This window comes from Paenibacillus tepidiphilus (genome assembly GCF_008635795.1).
Lineage (GTDB): Bacteria > Bacillota > Bacilli > Paenibacillales > Paenibacillaceae > Paenibacillus_AQ > Paenibacillus_AQ tepidiphilus.
The window spans coordinates 129,114-151,444 of record NZ_VWRQ01000014.1; the positions used below are offsets into that span (position 1 = coordinate 129,114).

Annotated in this window: 18 protein-coding genes; 12 read left to right on the forward strand and 6 right to left on the reverse strand. The window is 56.6% G+C overall.

Features of this window, described 5'->3' with window-relative positions; genetic code table 11:
- Positions 1–64: 64 nt before the first annotated feature.
- The gene (locus F1379_RS18355) at positions 65–457 is read right to left on the reverse strand and encodes an SHOCT domain-containing protein (protein ID WP_150272469.1); all 393 of its coding nucleotides are present in this window, start codon (positions 455–457) and stop codon (positions 65–67) included.
- 349 nt (positions 458–806) lie between these two features.
- Between F1379_RS18355 and F1379_RS18360 the strand changes: the two genes are divergently transcribed.
- The 9 genes from F1379_RS18360 to F1379_RS18400 all read left to right on the forward strand — a co-directional run bounded on the left by F1379_RS18360 (position 807) and on the right by F1379_RS18400 (position 10,143).
- Positions 807–1,502, forward strand: coding sequence for a response regulator transcription factor (locus F1379_RS18360; RefSeq protein WP_150272471.1), 696 nt, complete (start codon positions 807–809; stop codon positions 1,500–1,502).
- Positions 1,499–2,965, forward strand: a complete 1,467-nt coding sequence (locus F1379_RS18365) for a sensor histidine kinase (protein ID WP_150272473.1) — start codon at positions 1,499–1,501, stop codon at positions 2,963–2,965. Before F1379_RS18360 ends, F1379_RS18365 begins: the two co-directional genes overlap by 4 nt.
- 66 nt (positions 2,966–3,031) lie before the next feature.
- A complete protein-coding gene (locus tag F1379_RS18370; RefSeq protein ID WP_239004726.1) occupies positions 3,032–4,171 on the forward strand; it encodes a TolB family protein in 1,140 nt (379 codons plus the stop codon).
- A 276-nt stretch (positions 4,172–4,447) separates the two neighbouring features.
- Positions 4,448–4,993, forward strand: coding sequence for a MarR family winged helix-turn-helix transcriptional regulator (locus F1379_RS18375; RefSeq protein ID WP_150272476.1), 546 nt, complete (start codon positions 4,448–4,450; stop codon positions 4,991–4,993).
- A gap of 541 nt (positions 4,994–5,534) precedes the next feature.
- Positions 5,535–6,986 carry an aryl-sulfate sulfotransferase gene (locus tag F1379_RS18380; RefSeq protein WP_150272479.1) on the forward strand — a complete coding sequence of 484 codons (1,452 nt, stop codon included), beginning with the start codon at positions 5,535–5,537 and terminating at the stop codon, positions 6,984–6,986.
- A gap of 66 nt (positions 6,987–7,052) precedes the next feature.
- A complete protein-coding gene (locus F1379_RS18385) occupies positions 7,053–8,084 on the forward strand; it encodes an ABC transporter substrate-binding protein (RefSeq protein ID WP_239004727.1) in 1,032 nt (343 codons plus the stop codon).
- A gap of 120 nt (positions 8,085–8,204) precedes the next feature.
- Positions 8,205–8,984 (forward strand): ABC transporter ATP-binding protein, encoded by a 780-nt coding sequence (locus F1379_RS18390; protein WP_150272483.1) that lies wholly within the window; start codon positions 8,205–8,207, stop codon positions 8,982–8,984.
- Positions 8,985–8,997: 13 nt separating this feature from the next.
- Positions 8,998–9,774 (forward strand): ABC transporter permease, encoded by a 777-nt coding sequence (locus tag F1379_RS18395; RefSeq protein WP_150272486.1) that lies wholly within the window; start codon positions 8,998–9,000, stop codon positions 9,772–9,774.
- 132 nt (positions 9,775–9,906) lie between these two features.
- Entirely contained in the window at positions 9,907–10,143 is a 237-nt protein-coding gene (locus F1379_RS18400) for a DUF6953 family protein (RefSeq protein WP_150272582.1), read from the forward strand.
- Positions 10,144–10,262: 119 nt separating this feature from the next.
- On the opposite strand, the gene F1379_RS18405 is transcribed toward F1379_RS18400, so the two are convergent.
- Together F1379_RS18405 and F1379_RS18410 are read right to left on the reverse strand one after the other, a co-directional pair.
- Positions 10,263–12,581, reverse strand: a complete 2,319-nt coding sequence (locus tag F1379_RS18405; RefSeq protein WP_239004728.1) for a UvrD-helicase domain-containing protein — start codon at positions 12,579–12,581, stop codon at positions 10,263–10,265.
- Between the two features lie 227 nt (positions 12,582–12,808).
- Positions 12,809–13,672, reverse strand: a complete 864-nt coding sequence (locus tag F1379_RS18410; protein WP_150272488.1) for a Cof-type HAD-IIB family hydrolase — start codon at positions 13,670–13,672, stop codon at positions 12,809–12,811.
- A 198-nt stretch (positions 13,673–13,870) separates the two neighbouring features.
- On the opposite strand from F1379_RS18410, the gene F1379_RS18415 reads away from it, so the two are divergent.
- Entirely contained in the window at positions 13,871–15,112 is a 1,242-nt protein-coding gene (locus tag F1379_RS18415; RefSeq protein WP_150272490.1) for a DUF445 domain-containing protein, read from the forward strand.
- 87 nt (positions 15,113–15,199) lie between these two features.
- On the opposite strand, the gene F1379_RS18420 is transcribed toward F1379_RS18415, so the two are convergent.
- The 3 genes from F1379_RS18420 to F1379_RS18430 all read right to left on the reverse strand — a co-directional run bounded on the left by F1379_RS18420 (position 15,200) and on the right by F1379_RS18430 (position 17,739).
- Positions 15,200–15,526 carry a P-II family nitrogen regulator gene (locus F1379_RS18420; protein WP_150272492.1) on the reverse strand — a complete coding sequence of 109 codons (327 nt, stop codon included), beginning with the start codon at positions 15,524–15,526 and terminating at the stop codon, positions 15,200–15,202.
- Positions 15,527–15,729: 203 nt separating this feature from the next.
- Positions 15,730–16,830 (reverse strand): glycosyltransferase family 4 protein, encoded by a 1,101-nt coding sequence (locus F1379_RS18425; RefSeq protein WP_150272494.1) that lies wholly within the window; start codon positions 16,828–16,830, stop codon positions 15,730–15,732.
- A 90-nt stretch (positions 16,831–16,920) separates the two neighbouring features.
- A complete protein-coding gene (locus F1379_RS18430) occupies positions 16,921–17,739 on the reverse strand; it encodes a hypothetical protein (protein WP_150272496.1) in 819 nt (272 codons plus the stop codon).
- A gap of 276 nt (positions 17,740–18,015) precedes the next feature.
- On the opposite strand from F1379_RS18430, the gene F1379_RS18435 reads away from it, so the two are divergent.
- Entirely contained in the window at positions 18,016–21,513 is a 3,498-nt protein-coding gene (locus tag F1379_RS18435) for a PAS domain S-box protein (RefSeq protein WP_162551206.1), read from the forward strand.
- Positions 21,510–22,148, forward strand: a complete 639-nt coding sequence (locus F1379_RS18440; protein ID WP_150272498.1) for a C39 family peptidase — start codon at positions 21,510–21,512, stop codon at positions 22,146–22,148. Before F1379_RS18435 ends, F1379_RS18440 begins: the two co-directional genes overlap by 4 nt.
- The last annotated feature ends 183 nt before the right edge of the window (positions 22,149–22,331 follow it).

The window sequence follows — 22,331 nt, forward strand, 5'->3', positions numbered from 1 at the left end:
CAAGAGGCCGTCACGACACGGGGGAATGTCGGACGGCCTCTTTGTGCTGTATGCTTATGTAGCGTTATACGCTGAACGAGGTAGTTACACTGGCAGTCACAATCTCCAGCAGCTCAGCCTTTTGTGCTTCATACTGCTCCTGGGATATGCTGCCGCTTGCCAGACGCTCGCCGAGCTGCTCCGTCAACTCTGCAACCTGCAGCTGGATCACACTGTCGATATCTCCGCCGTTTGCTTCAGCGATGTCCTTCAGGGATTTACCGTCATACAGGGCTTCGTAAAGCTCCTCATCCGAGCTCTGCTTCAGGGCTGCCAGCAGAACGTCGCTTCCGGCGAGGCTGCTGACCGACCACTTGGCCACCGGTGCCGCAAGCACGACGGTTCTGGCCCAGGCGGTTCCTCCAAAAGACATGGCTACTACCATCGTCCCGACAATCATCACTCGCTTGATGTTCATTACTGTTCATCCTCATTTCGATATATTTTGTCATGGTTAAAGTTCAGTATTTACGGTTGCTGTGGATTTGGCCTACTTGTATTGTACCCCGCAAAGCTGAAATGAAGCTTAAATTCACTTAAAGAGCGCGTAAAGATAGACATACACTGTATATATACGGTAAAAGGATGCCGGGGTAACCGTTTTTTGCATATGGAGGTCATTTAATCGGGAGTAAAACTTGAGAAGCTCCGGTACACCGCCGTTTGGGTTGGCCGGAAGTAACGGGTATACTACAAGAAGTGGAACGTTAACGATAGGAAGACTGGCTGTGGATCAGCGAATATCTGAGGCAAAGGATGAGCCGGAAATGGACAAAAGGGTGCTGGTTGTCGACGATGAACCGGGCATTGTAAGTGCGATTGCCTATGCGCTGCGGCGTGAGGGCTATGAGGTGGATACCGCCGCCGACGGCGAGGAGGCGCTGGCCAAGGTGGGTAGCTTTCATCCCCAAGTGCTGGTGCTGGATGTGATGATGCCGAAGCTGAACGGTTATGATGTATGCCGTAAGCTGGAGGACCGGGATGATATCGGAATTATTCTGCTTACCGTCAAGAATGATATTGTGGACAAAATCGTCGGGCTGGAGCTCGGCGCAGATGATTATATGACCAAGCCGTTTGAAATCCGCGAGCTGCTGGCCCGGGTCAAGGCGCTGCTGCGCCGGCTGGAGAAGAGTGCCGGTGAGGTCAAGGGCGGAGCAATTGTCTACGGCGGGCTTAGCGTATATCCGGACCGGCGTACTGCGGAGATCGGCGGACAGGCGCTGGAGCTGACGCCGAAGGAGTTCGATCTTCTTCTGCTGCTGCTCTCCCACCCCCAGCGTGTATATATGCGGGAGGAGCTGCTGGAGCAGGTCTGGGAGATGGATTACGCGGGGGGCACCCGGACGGTAGATATCCATATCCAGCGGCTGCGCAAGAAGCTCGGCGAGCCGTATCAGCAGCTGCTGCAGACGGTCTACGGCATAGGCTATAAAGCGGTGCCGGCGGGGAGCTACCGATGAGATTCAGCATCAAGCTGAAGTTCAGCCTGTTCCTGGCACTGCTGCTGACCCTGGCTTTGAGCGTGCTGAGCTTTCTGGTGCTGCGCGGAGTGGAGCGGAACCAGACGGCGCAGACAGAGATTTATCTGGCCCAGCATGTCAAGACGGTCAATCTGCGGGTGAAGCAGACCTATTACACCGGTGTGCGGCTGGAGCCGCAGGCCTTCCTGCAGCAGCGCGGCGGAACGCTGGCGGCAGAGCTGGCCGGGTTCACGGGGCTTGAGGTGACCCTGTACGACGCCGGTGGCGCACAAGCGGGCACCTCGGTGCAGGAAGGGGCCGCACCGGGGCGCGCGCCTGATATGTCTGCAGCGCTGGCCTATGCGCTGGACGGCAAGATTGCCTACCAGCGCGCAGACCGTTCGCTGCTGTACCTTGCCCCGCTGCAGGGGCCGGATGCGCAGATGGGCGTCGTCCAGCTGCGCTACCCGCTGGAGCGGGAGCAGAGCTTCCAGCGCACGCTGCTGAAGCTGTTCCTGACGACCGGTGCCGCCGTGCTGGTTCTCAGCTTCCTGATCGGCTATCTGTATTTCTACCGCGCGGCGGCGGCGATCAGCCGCCTGAAGACGGCGGCGGAGTCCATCCGACGCGCCAAATATATCACTGCCCCGCCAGTGAAGCGCAGGGATGAGCTGGGCGAGCTGGCGGACGGCATTTTCTATATGAGCCGGGAGATTGAACGCAGCATCTCCGCCAAGGACGAGGAGCAGCGCAAGCTGCAGCTGGCCGTGACCAAGCTGCAGGCACTGGAGCAGCAGCAGAAGCAGTATATCGGGAATATCAGCCATGAATTCAAGACTCCGCTCACTGCGATCAAAGCCTATGTGGATCTTCTGGATATGTATGACGATGATCCGGAGCTGCTGAGGGATGCCAAGCAGAACATCGCCAAGGAGACGGAGCGGCTGTATCAGATGGTGGAGAAGGTGCTGCAGCTGACGGCGCTGGAGAAATATGATTTTGAGTCCCGGGCAGAGCGGCTGGAGGTGGCTGAAGCGCTGCAGGATGTCTGCGGGCGGATGCGCGGCAAGGCGGAGCGCTTCGGCCTCACGGTTACGCTTGAGGCTGAGCCGGCGCATATCTGGATGGACCCGGAGAGCTTTATGCATGTCTTTGTCAATCTGCTGGACAATGCGATTAAATACAATGCTCCGGGCGGGACCATCAGACTTCGCTGCGAATCCGCAGAAGATGAGGTACGGATCACGGTCTCAGACTCAGGCATCGGCATTCCGGCGGAAGCGCGTGACAAAATCTTCGAGCCCTTCTATACGGTCAATCCGGACCGTTCGCGGCAATCGGGGGGAACCGGGCTGGGCCTTCCGCTGGTGCGCAATCTGGTGGAGAAGCATAACGGAACAATCACTTTACTGGAGACGGAGCAGAAGGGATCGGTGTTTCTGCTGATCTTTCCGTCCATTTAATTTACAAGTCGGATACATTCGGCTGCTTTGTGGAAACAATCTTCCGCTAAATTTAGAGGATGAAGGATGAACGAAAGGAGGCTGGCGATGCCTGCCAAATATCACGTACTGAGCAGGCCGGTCCTGGTCTTGCTGTGTGCCTCGGCGCTGCTAGCTGTGACCGCCTGCAATGGCAATCAGCCGGAGAGCCGGACCGTAGTGAAGGATTCCGGCACACGGATTACCGTGATGGATGACCACAGTGAGTCGGTGTATACGAAGCTGCAGCTTGAGGGCATCGACCGAATTGAAGGTGTCCGCGCCCTCGACTGGATCAGCGGGGATACACTGGTGGTCAGCCGGGAGAACCGGAGCCTGAAGCCGCAAACGGTGGAAGGCGTGATGCGATACCCGGTGAATCTGTATTCGCATAATCTTGCTGATGGAACACAGACGCCGCTGCTTGAGGGGGAGAGCGATTACGGCGCAGCCCTCATGTCGCCCGATCATAAGTATCTGTTCTACAGACAGATTGATGAGTATATCGGCGACGGCTATGTCATGAATCTGGAATCGGGACAATCGGTGAAAATCAGCGAGGCCCCGTTCAGCAGCGAAGAGGGGGAGTGGGTGGATGATCAGCAGCTTATTTTTCCGGACATGGAGGGCAGCATCTGGAGGAAGGACGTGAATGGCAGCGGCGGGATTATCTTGAAACCTGGTGTGCCATATGTCCATGAGGTGGTGCAGTCCGGGGAGGTCATCTATTACGTCACCGGCGAGGATATGCAGCTCAGCGCGTATAACACCGGAACGAAGGAGACCACGGTGCTGAAAAAAAACATCGTCTGGGTCATCCCCTCCCCCGACGGCAGCAGGCTGGCGCTGGTGGAACGCAACCGGCCCGGAGAAATGGTGCTGACGCTGTGCGATACGGCCGGCAATGAGCAGTCCCGGCTGGCTGCCGGACAGCAGGTGTTCGGCACCAGCTGGTCGCCCGACGGCAGCAAGCTGGCCTACTCGCTGATTCCCGGGGATTCGGGGTCGGCTCAGAGCGGTGTGTTCATCACGGAAGCGGAGACGGGCGAGCAGACGCCGGTTCTCGCCGATATTGAGATCTCCGACCGGCTCCGCTGGAGTCCCTCCGGCAATGCGCTGCTCGCTTCATCGACGGTGCCGAAGGAGGGTGCTTTATCCTTTGTGGCTTATGTAATCAGACTATCGTAGCGGTCTGCCGCTTTATACCAGCCCTTGTCCGATCAGACAGGGGCTGGTGCTTTTTGCGTTGAGAGAGGAGCAAATTCAACCTATTTTTAAAATCATACTTGACAGGTGGGTTTAAAGGGGTTTATGATAACAGCAATTAATCCTTCATCACTCATTAAATGAACAGTGAAATATTATTTGAGCCGATTGGACCGCCAAAGGCTCCCGCGACTTCTCTCATTGGAGAAGTGTGCCGGGGGTCTTTTTTGTTGGCCTGACGGAGAAAGCCGGGGAGACATGAACAGCGAACAGTGGGAGCAACTGGAGGAAGCCGATTACCTCTTCCGCAAAATGGTACGGAGATTCGTTAAGGAGCGCGACCGCATCAGCATAGAGGGGATTACGCTGCCGGGTATGCTGATTCTGCACAAAATCATCCGTGAAGGCGAGCAGCGCCTGGGCGATCTTGCGGAGCAGCTTGATTTCACCTCCGGCGCCATTACGGCGCTGAGCGACAAGCTGGAGAGCGGCGGCTATACGGTCCGCCGGCGCAAGGAGGACGACCGCCGCACCGTGCTGCTGGATATTACGGCCAAGGGCCGGCAGCTGCACGACCGCTACGCCAGCATCGGCGAACGATGTATCACGCTTCTGTTCGAGGGCTTCACAGCGGAAGAGCTGGAGCAGCAGAGCCGCTTCTATGAGCGGATTCTCGCGAATCTGGAGGGATTCTCGGATGCATTGCTGGCCCTGGCGAAGGAGCGGGCAGAAGCCTGCGCCCCGTCCGCCCTTGAGCAGAAGCCGCGCGGAAATACGAGTAACAGCAAGTACCTGAGTTACTGATAACAACGTTAGAAATACATTTAATAGTCGAAACGAAAACAATGAGGGAAGCCTGTTCACCTAATGAATACTAAGCGAATACTCAATGCTCCCGAAGCCAGTTTTGATTGAAGTTATGGAAGAAGCTATATAAGTTGAGCAAAAAAACAGCACAGTTGGAGGGAGTGCAGAGGTGAGCTTTGGAAACGCAACTAAGTGGATTTTCGCACACTAATTCTGCCGTTTTCACGGATTTCAGCCATCTAGTTCGATTATCGTCACTTAATTTGGACGATATTGGCGTAATAATCTATTTTCGCTCATATTAAGTGGCGGTTATCCAACTAGATCTGTAATTATCAATAAACTGTTGAAATTAAGTGGCGATTTTCCAATTAAACAGATTTGGTTGCCCCGGACCAGAGGTCCAAAACGCACCAGAGTCACCTTCCGGACTTATCTGGTGACAGCTTAAAACTAAGCGGATGCTTCCGAAGCCAGTTTTGTTTGAAGCAATACAGGAAGCCTATTTACCTAAACAAAACTTTGAGGAGAGATGATCATGGGACATTCAACCATTTACCCGACTGGAGCAACAATCTATAACCCGGCCAAGGCGTGGAGCGGCTATACGGTATTTCAGGCAGGCGAAGAAGGCGTTGTGCTGATCGATATGAACGGCAAGGAGGTTCATCTGTGGAAGGGGCTGGTCGGGTTCCCGGCCAAAATTCTCCCAGGCGGATACGTGCTCGGCAGTACGGGTGTCCGTCACCCTAAGTTTGGTATCCAGGATAATGTCGATCTGGTGCAGGTCGATTGGGACGGCAATGTGGTCTGGAAATACAACAGCTATGAATATATCGAGGACCCCGGCTATGAGCCGCTGTGGTACGCCCGTCAGCATCATGATTACCAGCGTGAGGGCAATCCGGTCGGTTATTACGCCCCCGGACTGGCTCCGAAGATCGGCAGCGGCAAAACGCTGATTCTGGCCCACAAAAATGTCCGCAACGAAGAAATCTCCAATAAGGAGCTGCTGGACGATACGATTCTGGAAGTGGACTGGGAAGGCAACGTTGTGTGGGAATGGGCGGCCAGCGATCATTTTTCCGAACTGGGCTTCGACGAAGCGGCGCGCAACGTGCTGTTCCGCGATCCGAACACCCGCTCCTTCGGGCATCTCGGCGGCGGCGTAGGCGACTGGCTGCATATCAACTCCGCTTCCTATGTCGGTCCCAACCGGTTCTATGACGCCGGGGACGAGCGCTTCCATCCCGACAACATTATCTGGGACGCCCGGGAAGCGAACATCATCGCCATTACCGATAGACAAACCGGCAACATTGTCTGGCGGCTTGGGCCGGATTATTCCTTGCCGGAGCTCCGGCATATCGGCTGGATTATCGGCCAGCATCACGCCCATATCATTCCGAAGGGGCTGCCCGGCGAAGGCAACCTGCTCGTGTTCGACAACGGCGGCTGGGGCGGCTATGGTCTGCCGAATCCGCAATCGCCGTTCGGCCAGAAGAACGCGGTCCGTGACCACTCCCGCATTCTGGAGATTGATCCGGTGACACTCGAAATTGTCTGGCAATATACGTCCGCTGAAGCGGGCTTCTCGGTGCCGACGGATTCCTATAAATTCTACAGCCCGTACATCAGCTCAGCCCAGCGCCTGCCGAACGGCAATACGCTGATTACGGAGGGCTCGAACGGCAGACTGTTCGAGGTGACGGCGGAATACGAGATTGTGTGGGAATATATCTCCCCGTTCAAGGACCGCCGGAACACCAATATGGTGTACCGCTCCTACCGTGTACCGTACTCCTGGGTGCCGCAGCTGGAGAAGCCGCAGGAAACGGCAATCGACCCGATTGATGTGACGAATTTCCGCGTACCGGGTGCCGCTCCCAAAGGCTCCGATTCTGTGGTTGAGGTTGCGCAGACCCTGCCGTTCGTAGCTGGCGCCGCCTGCGTGGCAACTTCGGATGAGGAAGCCCTGCAGAATTCATAACCTGAAGTCTATCCCTGAAATCTACCTATTCCTGAAATCTATCTATTAATGAAGAGGTGTGTAATTGTGAAGAAATCCTGGTTTAGCCCCGCTATCCTGCTCTTATCCCTATCGCTGGCCGTCGTCCTCTCCGGCTGCAGCTCCAAAGGCGATGCCGCTGCCTCGGATTCCGCGGCCGGAAGCAAAGGGGAGACAACAAAGATTCGGATCGCCGATATTAACTCGAATCCGGTCTTTCGGGTGGCCAAGGCCAAAGGCTTCTTTAAGAATCACGGCATCGATGCCGAAATTAACAACTTCGCCACTCCGGCTGAAGGGGTGAACGCTCTCTTCATCAAGCAGGTGGATATCGCCTTCGGCGCTGACTTTCCGGTGCTGAATGCCGTGTCCAAGGGCGATTACTCCATTATTGCCTCCGCCGGTCAGGCGACGGATCAGGCTGCCGCCGGCTGGAAGCTCTTTGTAAAGGATGACATTCAGTCCGGCGCCGACTTAAAAGGCAAGAATTTGAGCTTCTCGCGCGGTACCTTTGTCCCATATCTGTGGGATGTGTACTTGAAGGAGCAGGGCGTTGCGCTGAGCGATGTGACACTTACCGGGCAGGGCGGTTTTGATGAAGCTTATATTGCACTGAAGCAGGGAGACATTGACGCTGCCTGGTTCACGGGATCGGCGCTGTTTGACAAGCTGGCTGCGCTTGAAGGCGTGCACGAGCTTAGCGACATGTCGAAAACCTCAGTGCGCCTGGGAATGGGAATTGTGGCCGGAGACGAGTTCATTAAGGCTAATCCGGGTGCAGTCGGCGGGTTCCTGGCGGCGGTGGATGAAGCAGCGGCCTATGCCCAGGAGCACCCGGAGGAAGTGGCGGATCTGATGTATGAGGAAGTGAAGCAGCCGAAGGAGAATACGCTGAAGGATCTGCCCATCAATCCCTGGATCGTCGGATTTACCCAGGCTGCTTACGACAGTCTTGCGGGGCAGAAGAAATATATGGTCGATACCGGAATCATCGAGAAGGATTTCGATCTGGCCGGCAAAATAAATCTGGAGCCGCTCCAAGGCGTGCTTCCCGATAAAGTGACTTACGTTAAACCATAATGAATGGCCTCAAGCCATAACAAGCGCATGAACGGGAGCACTGGTGCCGGAGCAGTCAATCCGGAGTTCCATGCTCCCGGCGGTGCGGATTTTTTCAAATAGATTCAGGAGGTGCCTTATATGTCATTGCCGGCCAAGCAAAATACCATCCACATCGAGCAGCTCCGCAAAAGCTATAACGAGCATGGAGCGGGGGATATCCACTACATTATCAAAGATGTGAATCTGGTGATCAAAGGCGGTGAATTCTTCGTCCTGCTCGGTCCGAGCGGCTGCGGCAAATCGACGCTGCTGAATATGATCGCGGGGTTTGTCTCCAAATCCGGAGGCAATCTGAAGGTGGATGATGTCGAGGTGCAGCGGCCCGGCAGTGACCGGGCGGTTGTGTTCCAGCAGGCGGATTCTTCGCTGTTCCCGTGGCTGACCGTCAGGGAGAATGTCGAGTTCGGCCTGCGGATGAAGAAGACGCCGAAAGCGGAGCGCCGGGAGATTTCAGACCGTTACATCCGGCTGGTGGGGCTGAGCGGACATGAAGCGAAGTTCCCGAAGGAGCTGTCAGGCGGCATGAAGCAGCGTGTGCAACTGGCCCGGGTGCTGGCCAACGATCCGGCAATTCTGCTGATGGATGAGCCGTTCGGCGCACTGGATGCGATGACCCGGCGGACGATGCAGAAGGAGCTCGTCAATATTTGGCGGGAAACGCACAAGACGGTCATCTTCGTGACTCATGATATTCAGGAAGCGCTCTTGCTCGGCGAGCGGATCGGTATTATGTCTGTGGGGCCTTCCTCCAATATTACGGATATTTACGATAATACCTTGCCTTATCCCCGGGATGTGGCAGCGCCGGAATTCTATTCGCTGTACAACCGGATTCAGGCTCATTTTGAAGAAGAGTAGGGTGGGGAAGCTTATGAAATGGCTGGAGAAAAAATGGGTCTCCGTCTCGCTGCTATGGCTCGGCGCGCTGATAATCTGGCAGCTGGGCGCCCTGCTGTACGGCCCCGATGTCGTTCCCGGACCCTGGGCGACGATTAAGGGCGGGAAGGAGCTGATTGCGGACGGTACCCTGATGCAGTATATCGGCATCAGCTTTTACCGCGTGCTTATCGGGTGGGTGCTGGGGAGCCTGCTGGCGATTCCCGTAGGGCTTGCCATCGGCAAGGTTCATATCATCCGCATCTTTGCAGAGCCGTTCCTGAACTTTATCCGCTTTATTCCGCCAATCGCCTTCATCACGCTGTTTCTGGTCTGGTTCGGCATCGGTGAGCAGTCGAAGATCGCGCTCATTATGTACGCGACCTTCTTTATCGTGGTGCTGAATACGCTGACCGGCGTACTGGCGGTGGAGGAGGATAAAATCCGCTCAGCCCGCAGCATGGGTGCGGGCGAGTGGCAGATTCTGCTGCATGTCATTGTGCCGGCTACCACTCCGTATATTTTTACCGGAGTACGGCTGGCGATGGGCACCTCCTATATGGCGATTATCGGTGCTGAAATGATTGCCTCCAACGAGGGCGTGGGTTATCTGATCTGGAATTCGCGGCTGTTCTTCCGGACAGACTGGATCTTTGTCGGACTGTTCTGCCTGGGGTTCATGGGCTTCTTTACCGACCGGCTCTTCGGCTGGTTTGGCCGTAAGGTGCTGTACCGGTACGGCGTGGTCACCGCTGGTCCGCGGAGACGGTAAGTACGTTAACCATCGGCCGCTCCATCTCTCATCCGCCTTTTCCCCCTGTGTGACTTGCGCCGATACTTCGCCCGGGTACATGCTATAATAAAGAGGATTTGCAGCATGTACCTAGAAAGGGGCAGCACCATAATGGAAGCAACGGCGCAGGAGGTTGCAGAATGGATGGTCAAGGAAATCCGGTTTACCGGCAGCCTGTACCAGACAGCCGCTATTGAATATGTGAAAGCGAACTTCGGCGAGCAATTTGTGTTCCGCAACGAGAACGGCAATGAATCGCTGGACAAAGAAGTGAAGAAGGCATTCCGCAAGCTGCACGGCGGCAGAATTGCCTGGGACCGCGACCTGTTTATGTGGGCCTGGACCTGACAAAAGTGACCCTTGCTCTAAAGGCAACGGTCACTTTTTTGATTGATCCGATAATTGCTAATGAATGGCCCCTGCAAAACACTTCGTGGAGATGTGATTGGGTGCGGGCGCCGGGACGCTTACACGGGTACCTCCCGGGTCGCCTTCTCCATGTCCGTCTTGCACAGCGGGCAGGCCTTGGCGGACAGCTGCTCCTCGGACCCGTCCGCTTTGCGCCGTGTCCAGCCCTTGCAGGTACCGGCCTTGCACTTCCAGATATTCACAGTCTGCATCCTGGAGGCTGTCTGCGAAACAGGTGCGGCTCTGCCGGCCGCGTACCCGCCGCTGCGGCTCCGGGCCGGCGCAGGGCTGGCTGCAGCGGCCGGAGCCGCAGCGCGGAAGGCGGACAGCAGGAAGCGGGAGACCTCCGCTTTCTTGCCGTGATGGCGGGCCGGCGAGCTGATGAACAGCTCCTCGCGGGCCCGCGTCACGGCGACGTAAGCGAGCCGCCGTTCTTCCTCAAGCTCCGCCAATTCCGCACCGGCGGCTTTGGTCTGAGCCGCTTGCTGCGCCTTGGCGGCCTTGCGGTCCTTCAGCCGCTCTCCCTCCAGGGCGGAGCTATGCGGCAGGATGCCCTCCGACGCACCGATCAGGAAGACGACCGGAAATTCCAGTCCCTTCGATTTGTGAATCGTCATCAGGGCAATCCGGTTGCCCTGCTCCTTCAGGCCCGGCTGCCGGTTCAGCTCGTTGCGCCGGGTGATCTGGTCGATGAACTCGAGAAAGGCCGGCAGGTCGGCGAAGCGTTCCGCCGACGATTCCAGCTCATCAAGCATTTCCTTCAGCGTCTCGCGGTGCAGGGTCGCCTGATGGCGTTCGCCCGCTTCAATGAAATGGTCATAGAAGCTCGTCCGGATCCGGCGGATGGCCTGTACCGGGTTTCCCTCCTTGAGCTCGCGGATCATGGTCAGGCGTTCGCGCAGCTTCGCCTCCCTGAAATCCTGCATGCCGGGCAGCGATAGCAGATGGATCAGGGGGCCTTGCTTCGCCCGCAGCGCTTCCTGCCTGCGGATATGCTCCATCCCCTGCTCGCGGTTGATGTACAGCGTGGGCAGGATGCTCTCCATCGCCGCGAAATTGCGCCGGTCGACCGACAGCCGCAGATGATCCAGCACCGGAGCGATCAGCCAGTGCTCGTACAGCAGCTGGCCTTCTCCGTAGTCGACATAGGGAATATCGCGCAAGAGCAGCAGCTCCAGCAGCGCCCGGTTGCTGCTGGTGGTGCGGTAGAGGAGTGCGAAGTCACGGTATTCCCGCGCTTCCCGCTGCACTTCATTCACAATGTGCGCGATAATCTGCTCCGCTTCCTCATCCGCCGTCTGCGGGCGCAAGTACTTGGGCAGTCCGCCGCTGCGGCTGGCCGACTGCAGCGTCTTTGCCCGCCGGAGACGGTTATGGCGGATAATGCCGTTGCCCAGTCCGACGATGGCCGGGCCGGAGCGGTAATTAATATCGAGCGTAATCACCTTGGCGCCCGGATACTGCTTCTCGAAGTCGAGAATGAACTCGCTGCGGGCCCCGTTGAAGGAATAGATGGTCTGGTCGTCGTCGCCCACCACCATCAGATTCTGCTGCGGATGGGCGATCATCCGGACAAGCTCGTATTGGAGCGCATTGGTATCCTGGAACTCATCGACCATCACGTACTGATACTGCTGCTGCAGCGCCTGAAGCAGCGCCGGCTGCTCCTGCAGCATCCGGTAGGCGAGCACCAGCACGTCGTCAAAGTCCATTTTGCGGTGGTCCAGCTTCCACTGCTCATAAATGTTCAGGATGGCCTTCATTTCCTGCTCGGCAACGGTACCTTCCGGTAGTTGCGCCGGCCCGCTCAGGTTCATCTTGCAGGAGGAGAGCAGGGCGAGCAGCGTTTCCGGCGGGTAAGCATCCTTCGGCAGACCGAGCTCACGCATAATCTGCTTCAGCAGAATATGCTGGCGGCGGGTCTCGCTGAAGATCTCCTGCACGTAGCCCTGCCGCCGCAGTAAATACAGGCAGAACGAGTGAAAGGTCCGCGCCTGCAGTCCGGCTGCGGAGCCGGGGTGTACCCCGGGAAGCGCCGCGATCCGCTCACGCATTTCTGCCGCCGCTTTGCTGGAGAAGGTCAGCAGCAGCATCCGGCTTGGCGCGATGCCCCGGATAGCCAGGAGATATCCGGTCCGGGCAACCAGCACCGAGGTCTTGCCGGACCCGGCACCGGCCAGTGTGAGCAGCGGGCCCCGGTGATGACGAACGGCCGCGATTTGCGGCGGATTAAGCAGCATGCCGCCCTCCTCCAGCCGCCGGAAATAGGCAGCATCGCCATCCTCGGCCTGCACAGTCTCCCGGCTCGTCTGTGCGGCAGCTACCTGCGCCTTGGGAATATGCTCGCCGCTTGCACCGAGCGGTATATTATGAAACATAAGTTGGTTTATTGGGTTTACCTTCAAGTTCCTGCACCTGCGCTTGCTTAAATTTTAGCCAAATTCAACTATACCACCGTGCTTCCCGGTCTGTATAGGCGCGCGGCGAATGCTGATAATGGTAACATTTTGACAATCGCTACCGGTTCAACAACTAATGCAGACAGGCCGGTACCCTTTGGAGGATCCGGCCTGTCTGCGTGTATACATATAACATCGGTAGCCGCCTATGCCTTCTCCAGCAAATGCTTCAGCCCGGCGGCCACGCCATGCTCCTCATTGCTCAGCGTAATGAAGTCGGCCGTCTCCTTCAGAATCGGCGCGGCGTTCTCCATCGCAATCTTGTAGCCGGCCGTCTCGAACATCGGCAGGTCGTTGTAGCTGTCGCCCATGACGGCGACCTGCTCCGGCGCCAGGCCGTAATGCTTGGCCAGCTTCCCCACACCGGCGCCTTTGTTGGCGTCCTCATGATTGATTTCGATATTATTCACATGCGAAGCCGTAATGATCAGTCCGGAAATCTCCGCAAAGCGCGTAGAGGCCTCTTTAAGGAGCTCGCGGTTCAGGGAGAAGGCCAGCACCTTGTAAATCGGGGTGTCTTCCCTGTTCCAGATCTCCTCCATGTTCTCCACATACGATACGGCAGCCTGTTGAAACTGCTTGTTGATCATCGCCTTCAGCAGCCAGGCCACCTCTTCCGGAACCTCATCGTCACTCAGCGAGGACAGCTTCTCCAGCCGGACACGCTTATCCAGTTCTACATATACATTATCCGCAGTGTATACCTCGTAGTATATTTCGGGAATTTCATTCATCCAGCGCATGACAGGGGTAATATCCGCTTTGTCGAGCGGCTGGCTCGCTGCCAGTACTCCGTCTCCCAGCGTAACCATCGCTCCGTTCAGACTGACCACAGGCATTTCCAGCTCAGCCAGCCGCAGCTGCCGCTCGGCGTCCATATAGGAGCGGCCGGTGGCAATCGCTACAATGTGGCCGAGGCCTTGAGCCCGGGCAATCGCTTCACGGTTCTCCGGGCTGATCATGCCCTTTTCATTCAGCAGCGTTCCATCCATATCCAGTGCAATCAGCATGTTGTTGTTCTCCTTATGTGGGTTCTCTCCCTTAAAAGGGATGCAGGCCGCCTGAATGTATTTTATCATTGATCTTGCGAAAATTAAAAACCAGTTTCATGAAACGGCCGAAAAAGAGTGAAAGCAAGACAATGGAAGATTTTTTGTTCACCGGGAGAGCATGGTACAATATAGGGTAGGTAAGGGGGAAGATGCACTGTGAAATCCAGAAATTTAGCAACCATATCGCTGGCCGTGATGGCCTGCGGATTCTTGTTTACACTTTTTCTGCCGGACCACTGGTCCGTGGAGCTGCTGCGTGGCGGCTTTGAAGCGGGTCTGGTCGGGGGGATTGCCGACTGGTTCGCGGTTACCGCACTGTTCCGGCATCCGCTCGGCCTCAAGATACCGCACACCTCGCTGCTGCTCAAGAACCGGGACAAAATCGTCCAGTCGCTCATCTCCGCCATGGAGAACGAGCTGCTGAACAAAGCCAGCATCGAGAACAAGCTGCGCAGCATCCGCTTCGTCTCGCTGGGCAGCGGGCTGCTGCTGAAGCTCATGGCCCGTAAACAGGTCAGAGCCGGGATTCTGCGTCAGCTCGGCGATGCCGTGCGGCGGCTGCCGGTGGAGCAGGCGGTTCCCCATCTGCAGCGCGCCCTGGCAGGCTATATCCGGGATGCCGAGCTTGGCGCTCCCGCCGAGCAAATCGCCACAAGGCTCATGAACGACCGCAAGGATGTCGCCGCGCTGGACTATGCCCTGGACGGAATCGCCAAATGGAGCGGGCGTCCAGAGACACGGAGCATGCTGGGGCAGATTGCCGCAGGCAAGCTCGCCGAGGTGAAGCTCGGCGGCCTCAAAGGTATGGCTTTTCAGGCGTTCGTCGGGTTTATGGACGAAGATATGCTCGGAGAGATGCTGCAGGGAATGCTGATCTCCGGTATCCGGGACTTTCAGGACGGGGATAATCCGCACCGCGAAGAGATTCTCCGGGAGCTTCGCGTTGCGTTATTCCAGCTTGTGAGCGATGAGGCGAAGCTCGGCTTGTTCAAAGCGTGGGCGGTGTCTGCCATACAAGAGGAGGGCACGGCAGTCTTTCTTCAGAGCCAGCTCGAATCGCTGCGCACCAAGGCGGCCGGCCTGATTGAGGAGGACCGGAACACCGGTGGCCGCAAGCTGTTCGCCTTATACGCCCTTCTGGTGCGGCGCATCGCCGCCGAAGAGGCGTGGGTTCAGGCCGCCGAAGAGAAGCTGCGCGGCTCCTTGATTACCTTTGTGACGGCGAACCATTACCGGATCGGCATCCTGGTCAAGGAGAACCTCGATCAGATGGATGACGCTACCCTGGTGAATATGCTGGAGGAGAAGATCGGCAAAGACCTGCAGTGGATCCGCGTCAACGGTGCGGTCTGCGGATTTGCCGTCGGGCTGGTGCTTTCCTTGATTCAGATGATTTAAGAGTCGGAACGACAAGAGGCGGCGTTCGCATCATCGGCCAAGATAGCCGGGATGCGGACGCCGCCTCTTTTATGGTAAGGATAAGATTTACAGTTGGTTTTTGCCGGTGCTGATCGTATAGGCTTCGAGTACAGGCAGCACAAATATCTTGCCGTCGCCGAAGGAGCCGTTCTCTCCGGTTCTTGCCGTTCTCATGATGATGCTGATGACATCGTCCTTCTCGTCGTCATTGACGACCATGACCAGCATTTTCTTGGAGATTTGGTTGTAATAGTTCGTGCCGACCTGAATCCCCTTTTGTTTGCCGCGTCCCAGCACATCCATCTTACTGATGGAGGGGAAGCCGGCCAGCATCAATTCCTCCATGACTTCATCCGTTTTTTCGGGTCTGATGATCGCCTTAATCATTATCATACCGATGCACCCTTTCTACAGCGATTAATGTGTTGTAGGGGGTTGCCAAATCATGTTGGGTAAATAAATAACATCGTTTGTTAATGGCAACGCTTACAAATTGAGTATAAACTTAACTGCTGCGCTATCCAGCGACGAAGCTCACAAATTTCTTTTGACAGATTGTCGCATAGGAGGGGGAAGCTGTACCGGGCCTCCCCCGCTTACTTGCCCAAGAGTGAACGGTACAGCTCCTCCATCTGCCCCGCCGTATGCTGCCACTCGAACGAATACAAGGCATCGCTGCGCCCCTGCATACCGATTCTGGCCGCCAGCTGCGGATTCCGGGCCACCTTGAGCATCAGTCTGGCAAAAGGTGCGGCTTCGCGGTAACGCCCAACGAGATATCCGTTGCGGCCGGAGTCGATGATCTCGCGGATGCCCCCGTTGCTGGAGGCGATAACCGGCAGGCCGGTAGCCATAGCCTCCACATTGACCAGCCCGAAGGCCTCGTGGCGCTGGGAAGGGCAGACGAAGCAGTCCGCAGCCTGGTACAGCTCGTGGATATGTCCGTGGGCCACATTGCCGAGAAAAGAAACCCGGACGCCCAGCCTGCGGGCCAGCGCCCGGAGCTGCCGCACATAAGCCGGCTTTCCCTTGCCGGCAATGATCAGATGGGCGGGCAGCCGCCGCTTCAGCCGGTGCATGGCCCGCAGCAATACAGGTACTCCTTTACGCGGAATGACCCGTCCGACGAACAGCACCGTAAAGACAGGCGGCAGGTTGTAATGCCTGCGCAGGCGTTCCCGCTCCGCTGCAGACGCCGGTGTGAAGCGGGAGAGGTCTGCCCCGAGCGGGATGACGCGCAGCTTCTTCTCCACGCCGGGAAAGCGCCGGCAGAGCCGCAGCTGCAGGGAACGGCTGTTGGCCGCAATGCCGTCGGCCCGGGCCAGGCAGCCGGCAATCCGGACATGAGCGGGCACAAAGGTCATGGAATGCAGGAAGAGCAGCACCGGGGTGTGGGGATGCCGGCGCTTGACGGCCGCCATCAGAAGCGGCCGGTTATCGATCTGGATCAGATCAAAGCTTTCATCCTCCAGAAATTCAAGCACAGAGGCCTCGTAGCGGGACGCGCTGCCTGCCGGCAACCGGATGATCCGGACCTGCTCTGCTTCACCCGAGTCAGAGAGTCCCGGCGCCTTTCTGCTTAAGATGGTTACCTTATGACGCCGGCCCAGCTTCCCGGCAATGGCCAGAATGCAAATCTCCACCGAGCCGTCTCCCGGCACCGGGAACTGCTCCGGTGCAATTATACAGATATGCATACAATAGGCCTCCTCCGCTTGCCTGACGGATATAGTTACTACCTACCATATGCGGTCATGCAGGCGGAAGTCACCGGGAGCGGAGGAATATCAGACGGCAATTTGCTTGCTTGTGGCGGCAATAATACCGGCAATCTTCTGCTCCAGCTCCACGATCTTCTGTTTGTTCGCGGCAATCTGCTTGTAGCCGGATACGAGGGAGGACAGCGACTGCAGCGTCAGTTGCGGATTCTTCTTGCGGGTGGCGGCCTTGAAGTCGCTGAAGTCGGCAGACAGCCGCTTGCTGAGCGCTGAGGCTGCACTCTTCTGCGTCTTGATGGCAGCCTGCGGGCTGTCGATGGCAGCCAGTGTCTTACGGGCCGCGGCGACCTTGTCCGCGCGCCGCTGCTTTACGTCCTTCAACTGCGCTTCCTTGTCACGGATGTCCTGGCGGGCGGCCTGGACGAGCAGCTTCATGGCGTCCGCCTGGGTGCGGAGCACCGCATTCAGCGACTTGTCCTTCAATCCTTTAAGCAATGAAATCTGTTTATTCAGCGCGGCATACTGATCGAACAGCGGCTGGTACCGTTTCCTGGCATTCTCCACCGTAGCCGAAGCACGTGCGACCTCGGCCTGGCCAATCTCCTTGATCCTGGCGCGTACGGCAATCAGTGCTTGCGTGTTGCTGCCGTGCAGATTCCGGATCGTCTCCTCGCGCGCGTCATACTGCGCGTCAAGCACGGACAGCTCCTGGTACAGGCTCCGCAGCTTGGTTCTTGCGGAGCTGTCTGCCACAGCCGCCGTCAAATCGAAGGCTGCCTGAACCGAGGGCGTCAGGTCCGCAGCGGATGCCGATGCCGTTTCCACTGCTCCTACCGCTGCGATAATGAAGACCAGCAGTGCCAGCATGGTTTGCTTTAGCTTACTCATTGCACTCCTCCTTTGGACTCTTCCTGTTACCGGCATAACAAAAAAAGCACCCGCAGCAAAGGCTATTCAGCCTTCGTTACGGGTGCTTCCGCCGTAATACAGGAACTATTCCTCCAAACTATAAAATAACCGTCACATCCAGTCAATATTTGCATTTTTAAATTTAACTTTTTTAATTGCAATCTTCGTTTCTTCCTAAGTTTACTTGTCGTATACTGGGGTAAGGACAACTGAGAGTCAGCATCCCAGCGGCTCGAGACGAGGAGGCTTTGTATAATGGATAACCTGGCAGACAACGGCATAATTCTGGATCAAGCTTTCATGGTGTCGCCGCTCGGCATTGCCGTGCTGGAAGCCCGGGAACAGCGGTGGGTCAAGGTGAATCCCGCCTTCTGCAACATTCTCGGCTGCACGGAAGAGCAGTTTCTTGCCGGAACCGTTTTGTCGCCGTTTGAGCAGACTTCGCACGCCACACAGCCGCAAGGATCATGCATTAAAGAGATTCAGCATGAACTGGCCGCCTCATCGCAGGTCAGCCTGACTAAAGAATATAAATTTATAACCCGTTCCGGCCGCCCTGTATGGCTGGCGCTTACATTGGCAAAGGCCGGGCAGGAACGGGCTTCCCATATTATCGTGTATGCCCAGGATGTCACTGACCAGAAGATTGCCGATCAGCTGACGGTGGACAGCCGCGATTTGTACGACCTGTTTATCAAGAATGAACAAACGATGATCTCGTTTACCAATCCCGACGGAATTCTTACCTTCATCTCCCCCTCCTCGACGTCGCTTGTGGGTTATACACCGGAGGAGATGATCGGGAGGAACCGGCTGGAATTCTATCATCCCGAGGATATCAAGGAAATGCATGGGGCAGACGGGCTGTTGACCAGTAATACCTTTGTCAGGCGCCTGCGTCATAAGGAAGGGCATTACCTGTGGTTCGAAACCTCGTTCCACATCCTCCGCGACGAGAATAATCAGATTACGCGGATTATGGGGGTCGGCCGCAATATAACGGACCGCAAGAAAGATGAAGAAGCGCTGGCCGCCGCCCAGAAGATTGCGCGGATCGGCTCCTGGATCTGGGACCTGACCAAAGGCACCCTTGCTTTTTCCGAAGAGCTGCGCCGGTTCCTGCAGTATGCGCTTGAGGCTGAAGGTGTCGAGTACCAGACCTTTCTTAAGCTGGTCCATCCGGAGGATGTATCCTCGGTGCAGGAAGCCGTTGACCGGGCCATCTTCGATGGACAATCCGGAGAATCCTCATACCGGCTTGTTCTTCCGGGCGGGCAGACCCTTACTGTGCACAGCCAGTGGGATGTCATTTCCGGGCCTTCCGGGGCTCCGATCCGGCTGGTAGGGATGATGCAGGATATCACTGAGCGCCGGCGGATGGAAGAGCAGCTGCGTGAGAGCGAGCGCAATTACCGGCTCATGTCGGAGAATTCGCTGGACCTGATCTCACGGCACGCCGTAGAGAACAGCATCTTTTTGTACTGTTCACCGGCCAGCCGGTGGCTGCTGGGCTACGAACCGGAAGAGATGATCGGAACAAGCGCTTATGATTATCTGCATCCGGACGACCTGCATAAAATGCAGCAGACGATGGTGCAGAGCGAACAGGCAAGGTTCATACCGCCGGTCTCTTTCCGGTACCGCCGTAAGGATGGAACCTACATTTGGTTTGAGACGAACAGCCGGTATATTTTTGACGAGCAGGGGAAGATTGTGGAGATTATTGCCGTTGGACGCGACATTTCCGAGCGCAAGGAAATCGAGTCCAGGCTGCAGGAGAGCCAGCAGCGGTACAAATCCTTGTTCGAATATAATCCTTCTGCCGTTTATTCGATGAACCTGCAGGGGGACTATCTGACCTGTAACGCCAATCTGGAGAAGCTCTCGGGTTATTCTGCCGAAGAACTGCTCGGCCATTATTACGGGCCGCTTGTACACGACAAGGATGTTGCAAAGACGCATCATCATTTTACCTTGGCAACCCAGGGAGAACCGCAGAGCTACGATCTGACGCTGATCCATAAAGATGGTCATCTGGTGGAGATCAATACCGTGAACATTCCAATCATTGTGGACAAGCAGGTGGTGGGCGTATACGGCATTTCCCGCGATATTACCGAGCGTATCCGGTATACCGAGCAGATCGAGAAGCTAAGCAATGATTATACGCTGATCTTAAATGCCGTGTCCGAAGGAATTTTCGGTGTCGATACCGAAGGCAGAGTACAGTTTATCAATCCGGCCGGGGCGCAGATGCTCGGATTCCCTTACGACGAAATCATGGGTCATCCTTATCTGGAACATTTTCAGCAGACTACATTAAGCGGCGCGCAGTACCGCCCCGATGAGTCTCCGCTGCTCCAAGCCGTCCATTTAGGAGAGTCGCTCAAGAGCAAAGATGCGGTGCTATGGCGCAAGGATGGTTCAAGCTTCCTGGCCGAATATCAGGTTACCCCGCTGTTTGATAAGGGAGAGCGTGTCGGTGCGGTTATCGTCTTCCGCGATATTACCAACGAGCAGGAAATTATCCGGGCCAAAGAATTGGCCGAGCAGGCCGACCAGGCCAAATCGGAATTCCTGGCGATCATGAGCCATGAGCTGCGGACGCCGATGAACGGTATTATGGGCATGACCGATTTGCTGGCGGAAACCGAACTGGATGACGAGCAGCGGAGCTACACGGAGATTATCAGCCAAAGCAGCGCCTCGCTGCTGTATATTCTCAATGAAATTCTGGATTTCAGTAAAATTGAAGCCGGAAAAATGACCCTGGTGCATGAGCCGGTCAGCGTGGAAGAGGTGCTGGATCATGTGACCGACCTGTTCCTGTCCCGCGCAGGCGAGAAGAACATTGAGCTGGTCCGCCAGATGGCCCCGAATGTGCCGGAGCTCATTATGGGTGACGGCTCCCGGCTGCGCCAGGTGCTGGTTAATCTGGTCAGCAATGCCGTCAAATTCACCGAGCAGGGCCGGGTCCTGATTGACGTGGGAACCCAGTATTGCCCCAATGCACACAAGCTTACGCTGAAGTTCAATGTGCGCGATACGGGGATCGGTATCCCGCTGGAGAAGCAGCCGCTGCTGTTTCAGTCCTTCTCCCAGCTGCATCCCGCCATTAACCGCAAATACGGCGGAACCGGGCTGGGGCTGGCCATCTGCAAACGCCTGGTCGAGCTGATGGGAGGGGCCATCGGTGTGGAGAGCAAGGAAGGCGAGGGCTCCAATTTCTTCTTCACCCTGCCGATGGATATCGACTTTGATCCGGAGGACCCGCCGCTGGAGCATGAAGACGCTCCTGCCGCGCCCGAGAAGAAGCCGGAGGGCCGGGAACTGCTGCTGCCGGACGGATCAGGAACGCCCATAGGCAAGTATGGGCAGCTGCGTATTCTGGTAGCGGAGGATCACCCGGTGAACCAGAAGCTGCTGCTGGCGATCCTCGAGAAGAGAGGATATCATGCGGATCTGGCAGTGAACGGCATTGAAGCTCTGGAAGCCGTCACGCAGCGGCGGTACGATCTGGTATTCATGGATGTGCAGATGCCGGTCATGAGCGGACTGACGGCAGCCGCAAGGATCAACGAGCGGCTGCAGGGAAATGAGCGGCCACATATTGTTGCAGTGACCGCGTATGCCAGGAATGAGGACCGCGAGCGGTGCATGGCTGTCGGCATGAATGATTTCATCAGCAAGCCGATCCTTTCCTCCGAAATTGACCGGGTACTTCAGAGCTGCCAGGAAAAGATATCCTTATGAGCGAAACGGAGGGCGGATATTTGCGGCGGCGCATCCTGAGTGCAGAGGCATATACGCAGTGGGAGCCGGAGGTGGAGTCCCCCGGCTCCTCCTGCGGTCCGGCGACCATGGCCGCCCTGATGGAATATTGGCATGCCCGGAAAGGCCGGACCTTTATTCCCGGGGCCGGTCATTTTGCTTCCAAGGCGGCGCATGTTAATTACATCTACCGGTATCATGGCGGCGCTCCCTGGGGAATGAGTGCGCGCGCTTTTGCCAGGGGAGCCAAGGCCTATATCCGCGCGGCTGCTGCGGGCCGGGTCGATATGCGGCGGCTTGTATCGGTCATGCTGTTCAACGATTTGGAGCGCTATAAGTCTGAAATTGACTTTGGCCGTCCGGTCGCGCTTAAATTTGATAAATGGTCCGCTTTCCGCTGGAGAGGCCATTACATCTTCGACTATCATTGGGTGCTGGGAATCGGTTACGAAGAGACCTCACAAGGCACTATGCTGATCATTCATGATAACGGAGCGCGCCGGCGTACAGGCGGCGGCTTTGTGCCCGGACGCGAACGCCGGATTGCCTATGCTCCCCACAAGGAGATTATTACGATGGTCGCCCTTGATATTGGAGCTTCATCCGGAACGCCGTGAGGCGGCTCTGTCCATCCGGCTGCCCTTAATTCACGGCTTCTGCTGCACTGTGTGCAGCGGTGGCCGTTTTTTTATACAGCCCTCCGGTTTAACCAATGAAATGACATAAAAATGGCAAAAAAATCGAATACAAACGTTTGCATAAATCGCTGAATAAGATATAATTTCTTATATCATAGGGTA

Excerpts from the sequence above, each read along its gene's own strand:
- F1379_RS18355 (WP_150272469.1), bottom strand. The coding sequence starts at position 457 with ATGAACATCAAGCGAGTGATGATTGTCGGGACGATGGTAGTAGCCATG.
- F1379_RS18360 (WP_150272471.1), top strand. The coding sequence starts at position 807 with ATGGACAAAAGGGTGCTGGTTGTCGACGATGAACCGGGCATTGTAAGT.
- F1379_RS18365 (WP_150272473.1), top strand. The coding sequence starts at position 1,499 with ATGAGATTCAGCATCAAGCTGAAGTTCAGCCTGTTCCTGGCACTGCTG.
- F1379_RS18370 (WP_239004726.1), top strand. The coding sequence starts at position 3,032 with ATGAACGAAAGGAGGCTGGCGATGCCTGCCAAATATCACGTACTGAGC.
- F1379_RS18375 (WP_150272476.1), top strand. The coding sequence starts at position 4,448 with ATGAACAGCGAACAGTGGGAGCAACTGGAGGAAGCCGATTACCTCTTC.
- F1379_RS18380 (WP_150272479.1), top strand. The coding sequence starts at position 5,535 with ATGGGACATTCAACCATTTACCCGACTGGAGCAACAATCTATAACCCG.
- F1379_RS18390 (WP_150272483.1), top strand. The coding sequence starts at position 8,205 with ATGTCATTGCCGGCCAAGCAAAATACCATCCACATCGAGCAGCTCCGC.
- F1379_RS18395 (WP_150272486.1), top strand. The coding sequence starts at position 8,998 with ATGAAATGGCTGGAGAAAAAATGGGTCTCCGTCTCGCTGCTATGGCTC.
- F1379_RS18400 (WP_150272582.1), top strand. The coding sequence starts at position 9,907 with ATGGAAGCAACGGCGCAGGAGGTTGCAGAATGGATGGTCAAGGAAATC.
- F1379_RS18405 (WP_239004728.1), bottom strand. The coding sequence starts at position 12,581 with ATGTTTCATAATATACCGCTCGGTGCAAGCGGCGAGCATATTCCCAAG.
- F1379_RS18410 (WP_150272488.1), bottom strand. The coding sequence starts at position 13,672 with ATGCTGATTGCACTGGATATGGATGGAACGCTGCTGAATGAAAAGGGC.
- F1379_RS18420 (WP_150272492.1), bottom strand. The coding sequence starts at position 15,526 with ATGATAATGATTAAGGCGATCATCAGACCCGAAAAAACGGATGAAGTC.
- F1379_RS18425 (WP_150272494.1), bottom strand. The coding sequence starts at position 16,830 with ATGCATATCTGTATAATTGCACCGGAGCAGTTCCCGGTGCCGGGAGAC.
- F1379_RS18430 (WP_150272496.1), bottom strand. The coding sequence starts at position 17,739 with ATGAGTAAGCTAAAGCAAACCATGCTGGCACTGCTGGTCTTCATTATC.
- F1379_RS18435 (WP_162551206.1), top strand. The coding sequence starts at position 18,016 with ATGGATAACCTGGCAGACAACGGCATAATTCTGGATCAAGCTTTCATG.
- F1379_RS18440 (WP_150272498.1), top strand. The coding sequence starts at position 21,510 with ATGAGCGAAACGGAGGGCGGATATTTGCGGCGGCGCATCCTGAGTGCA.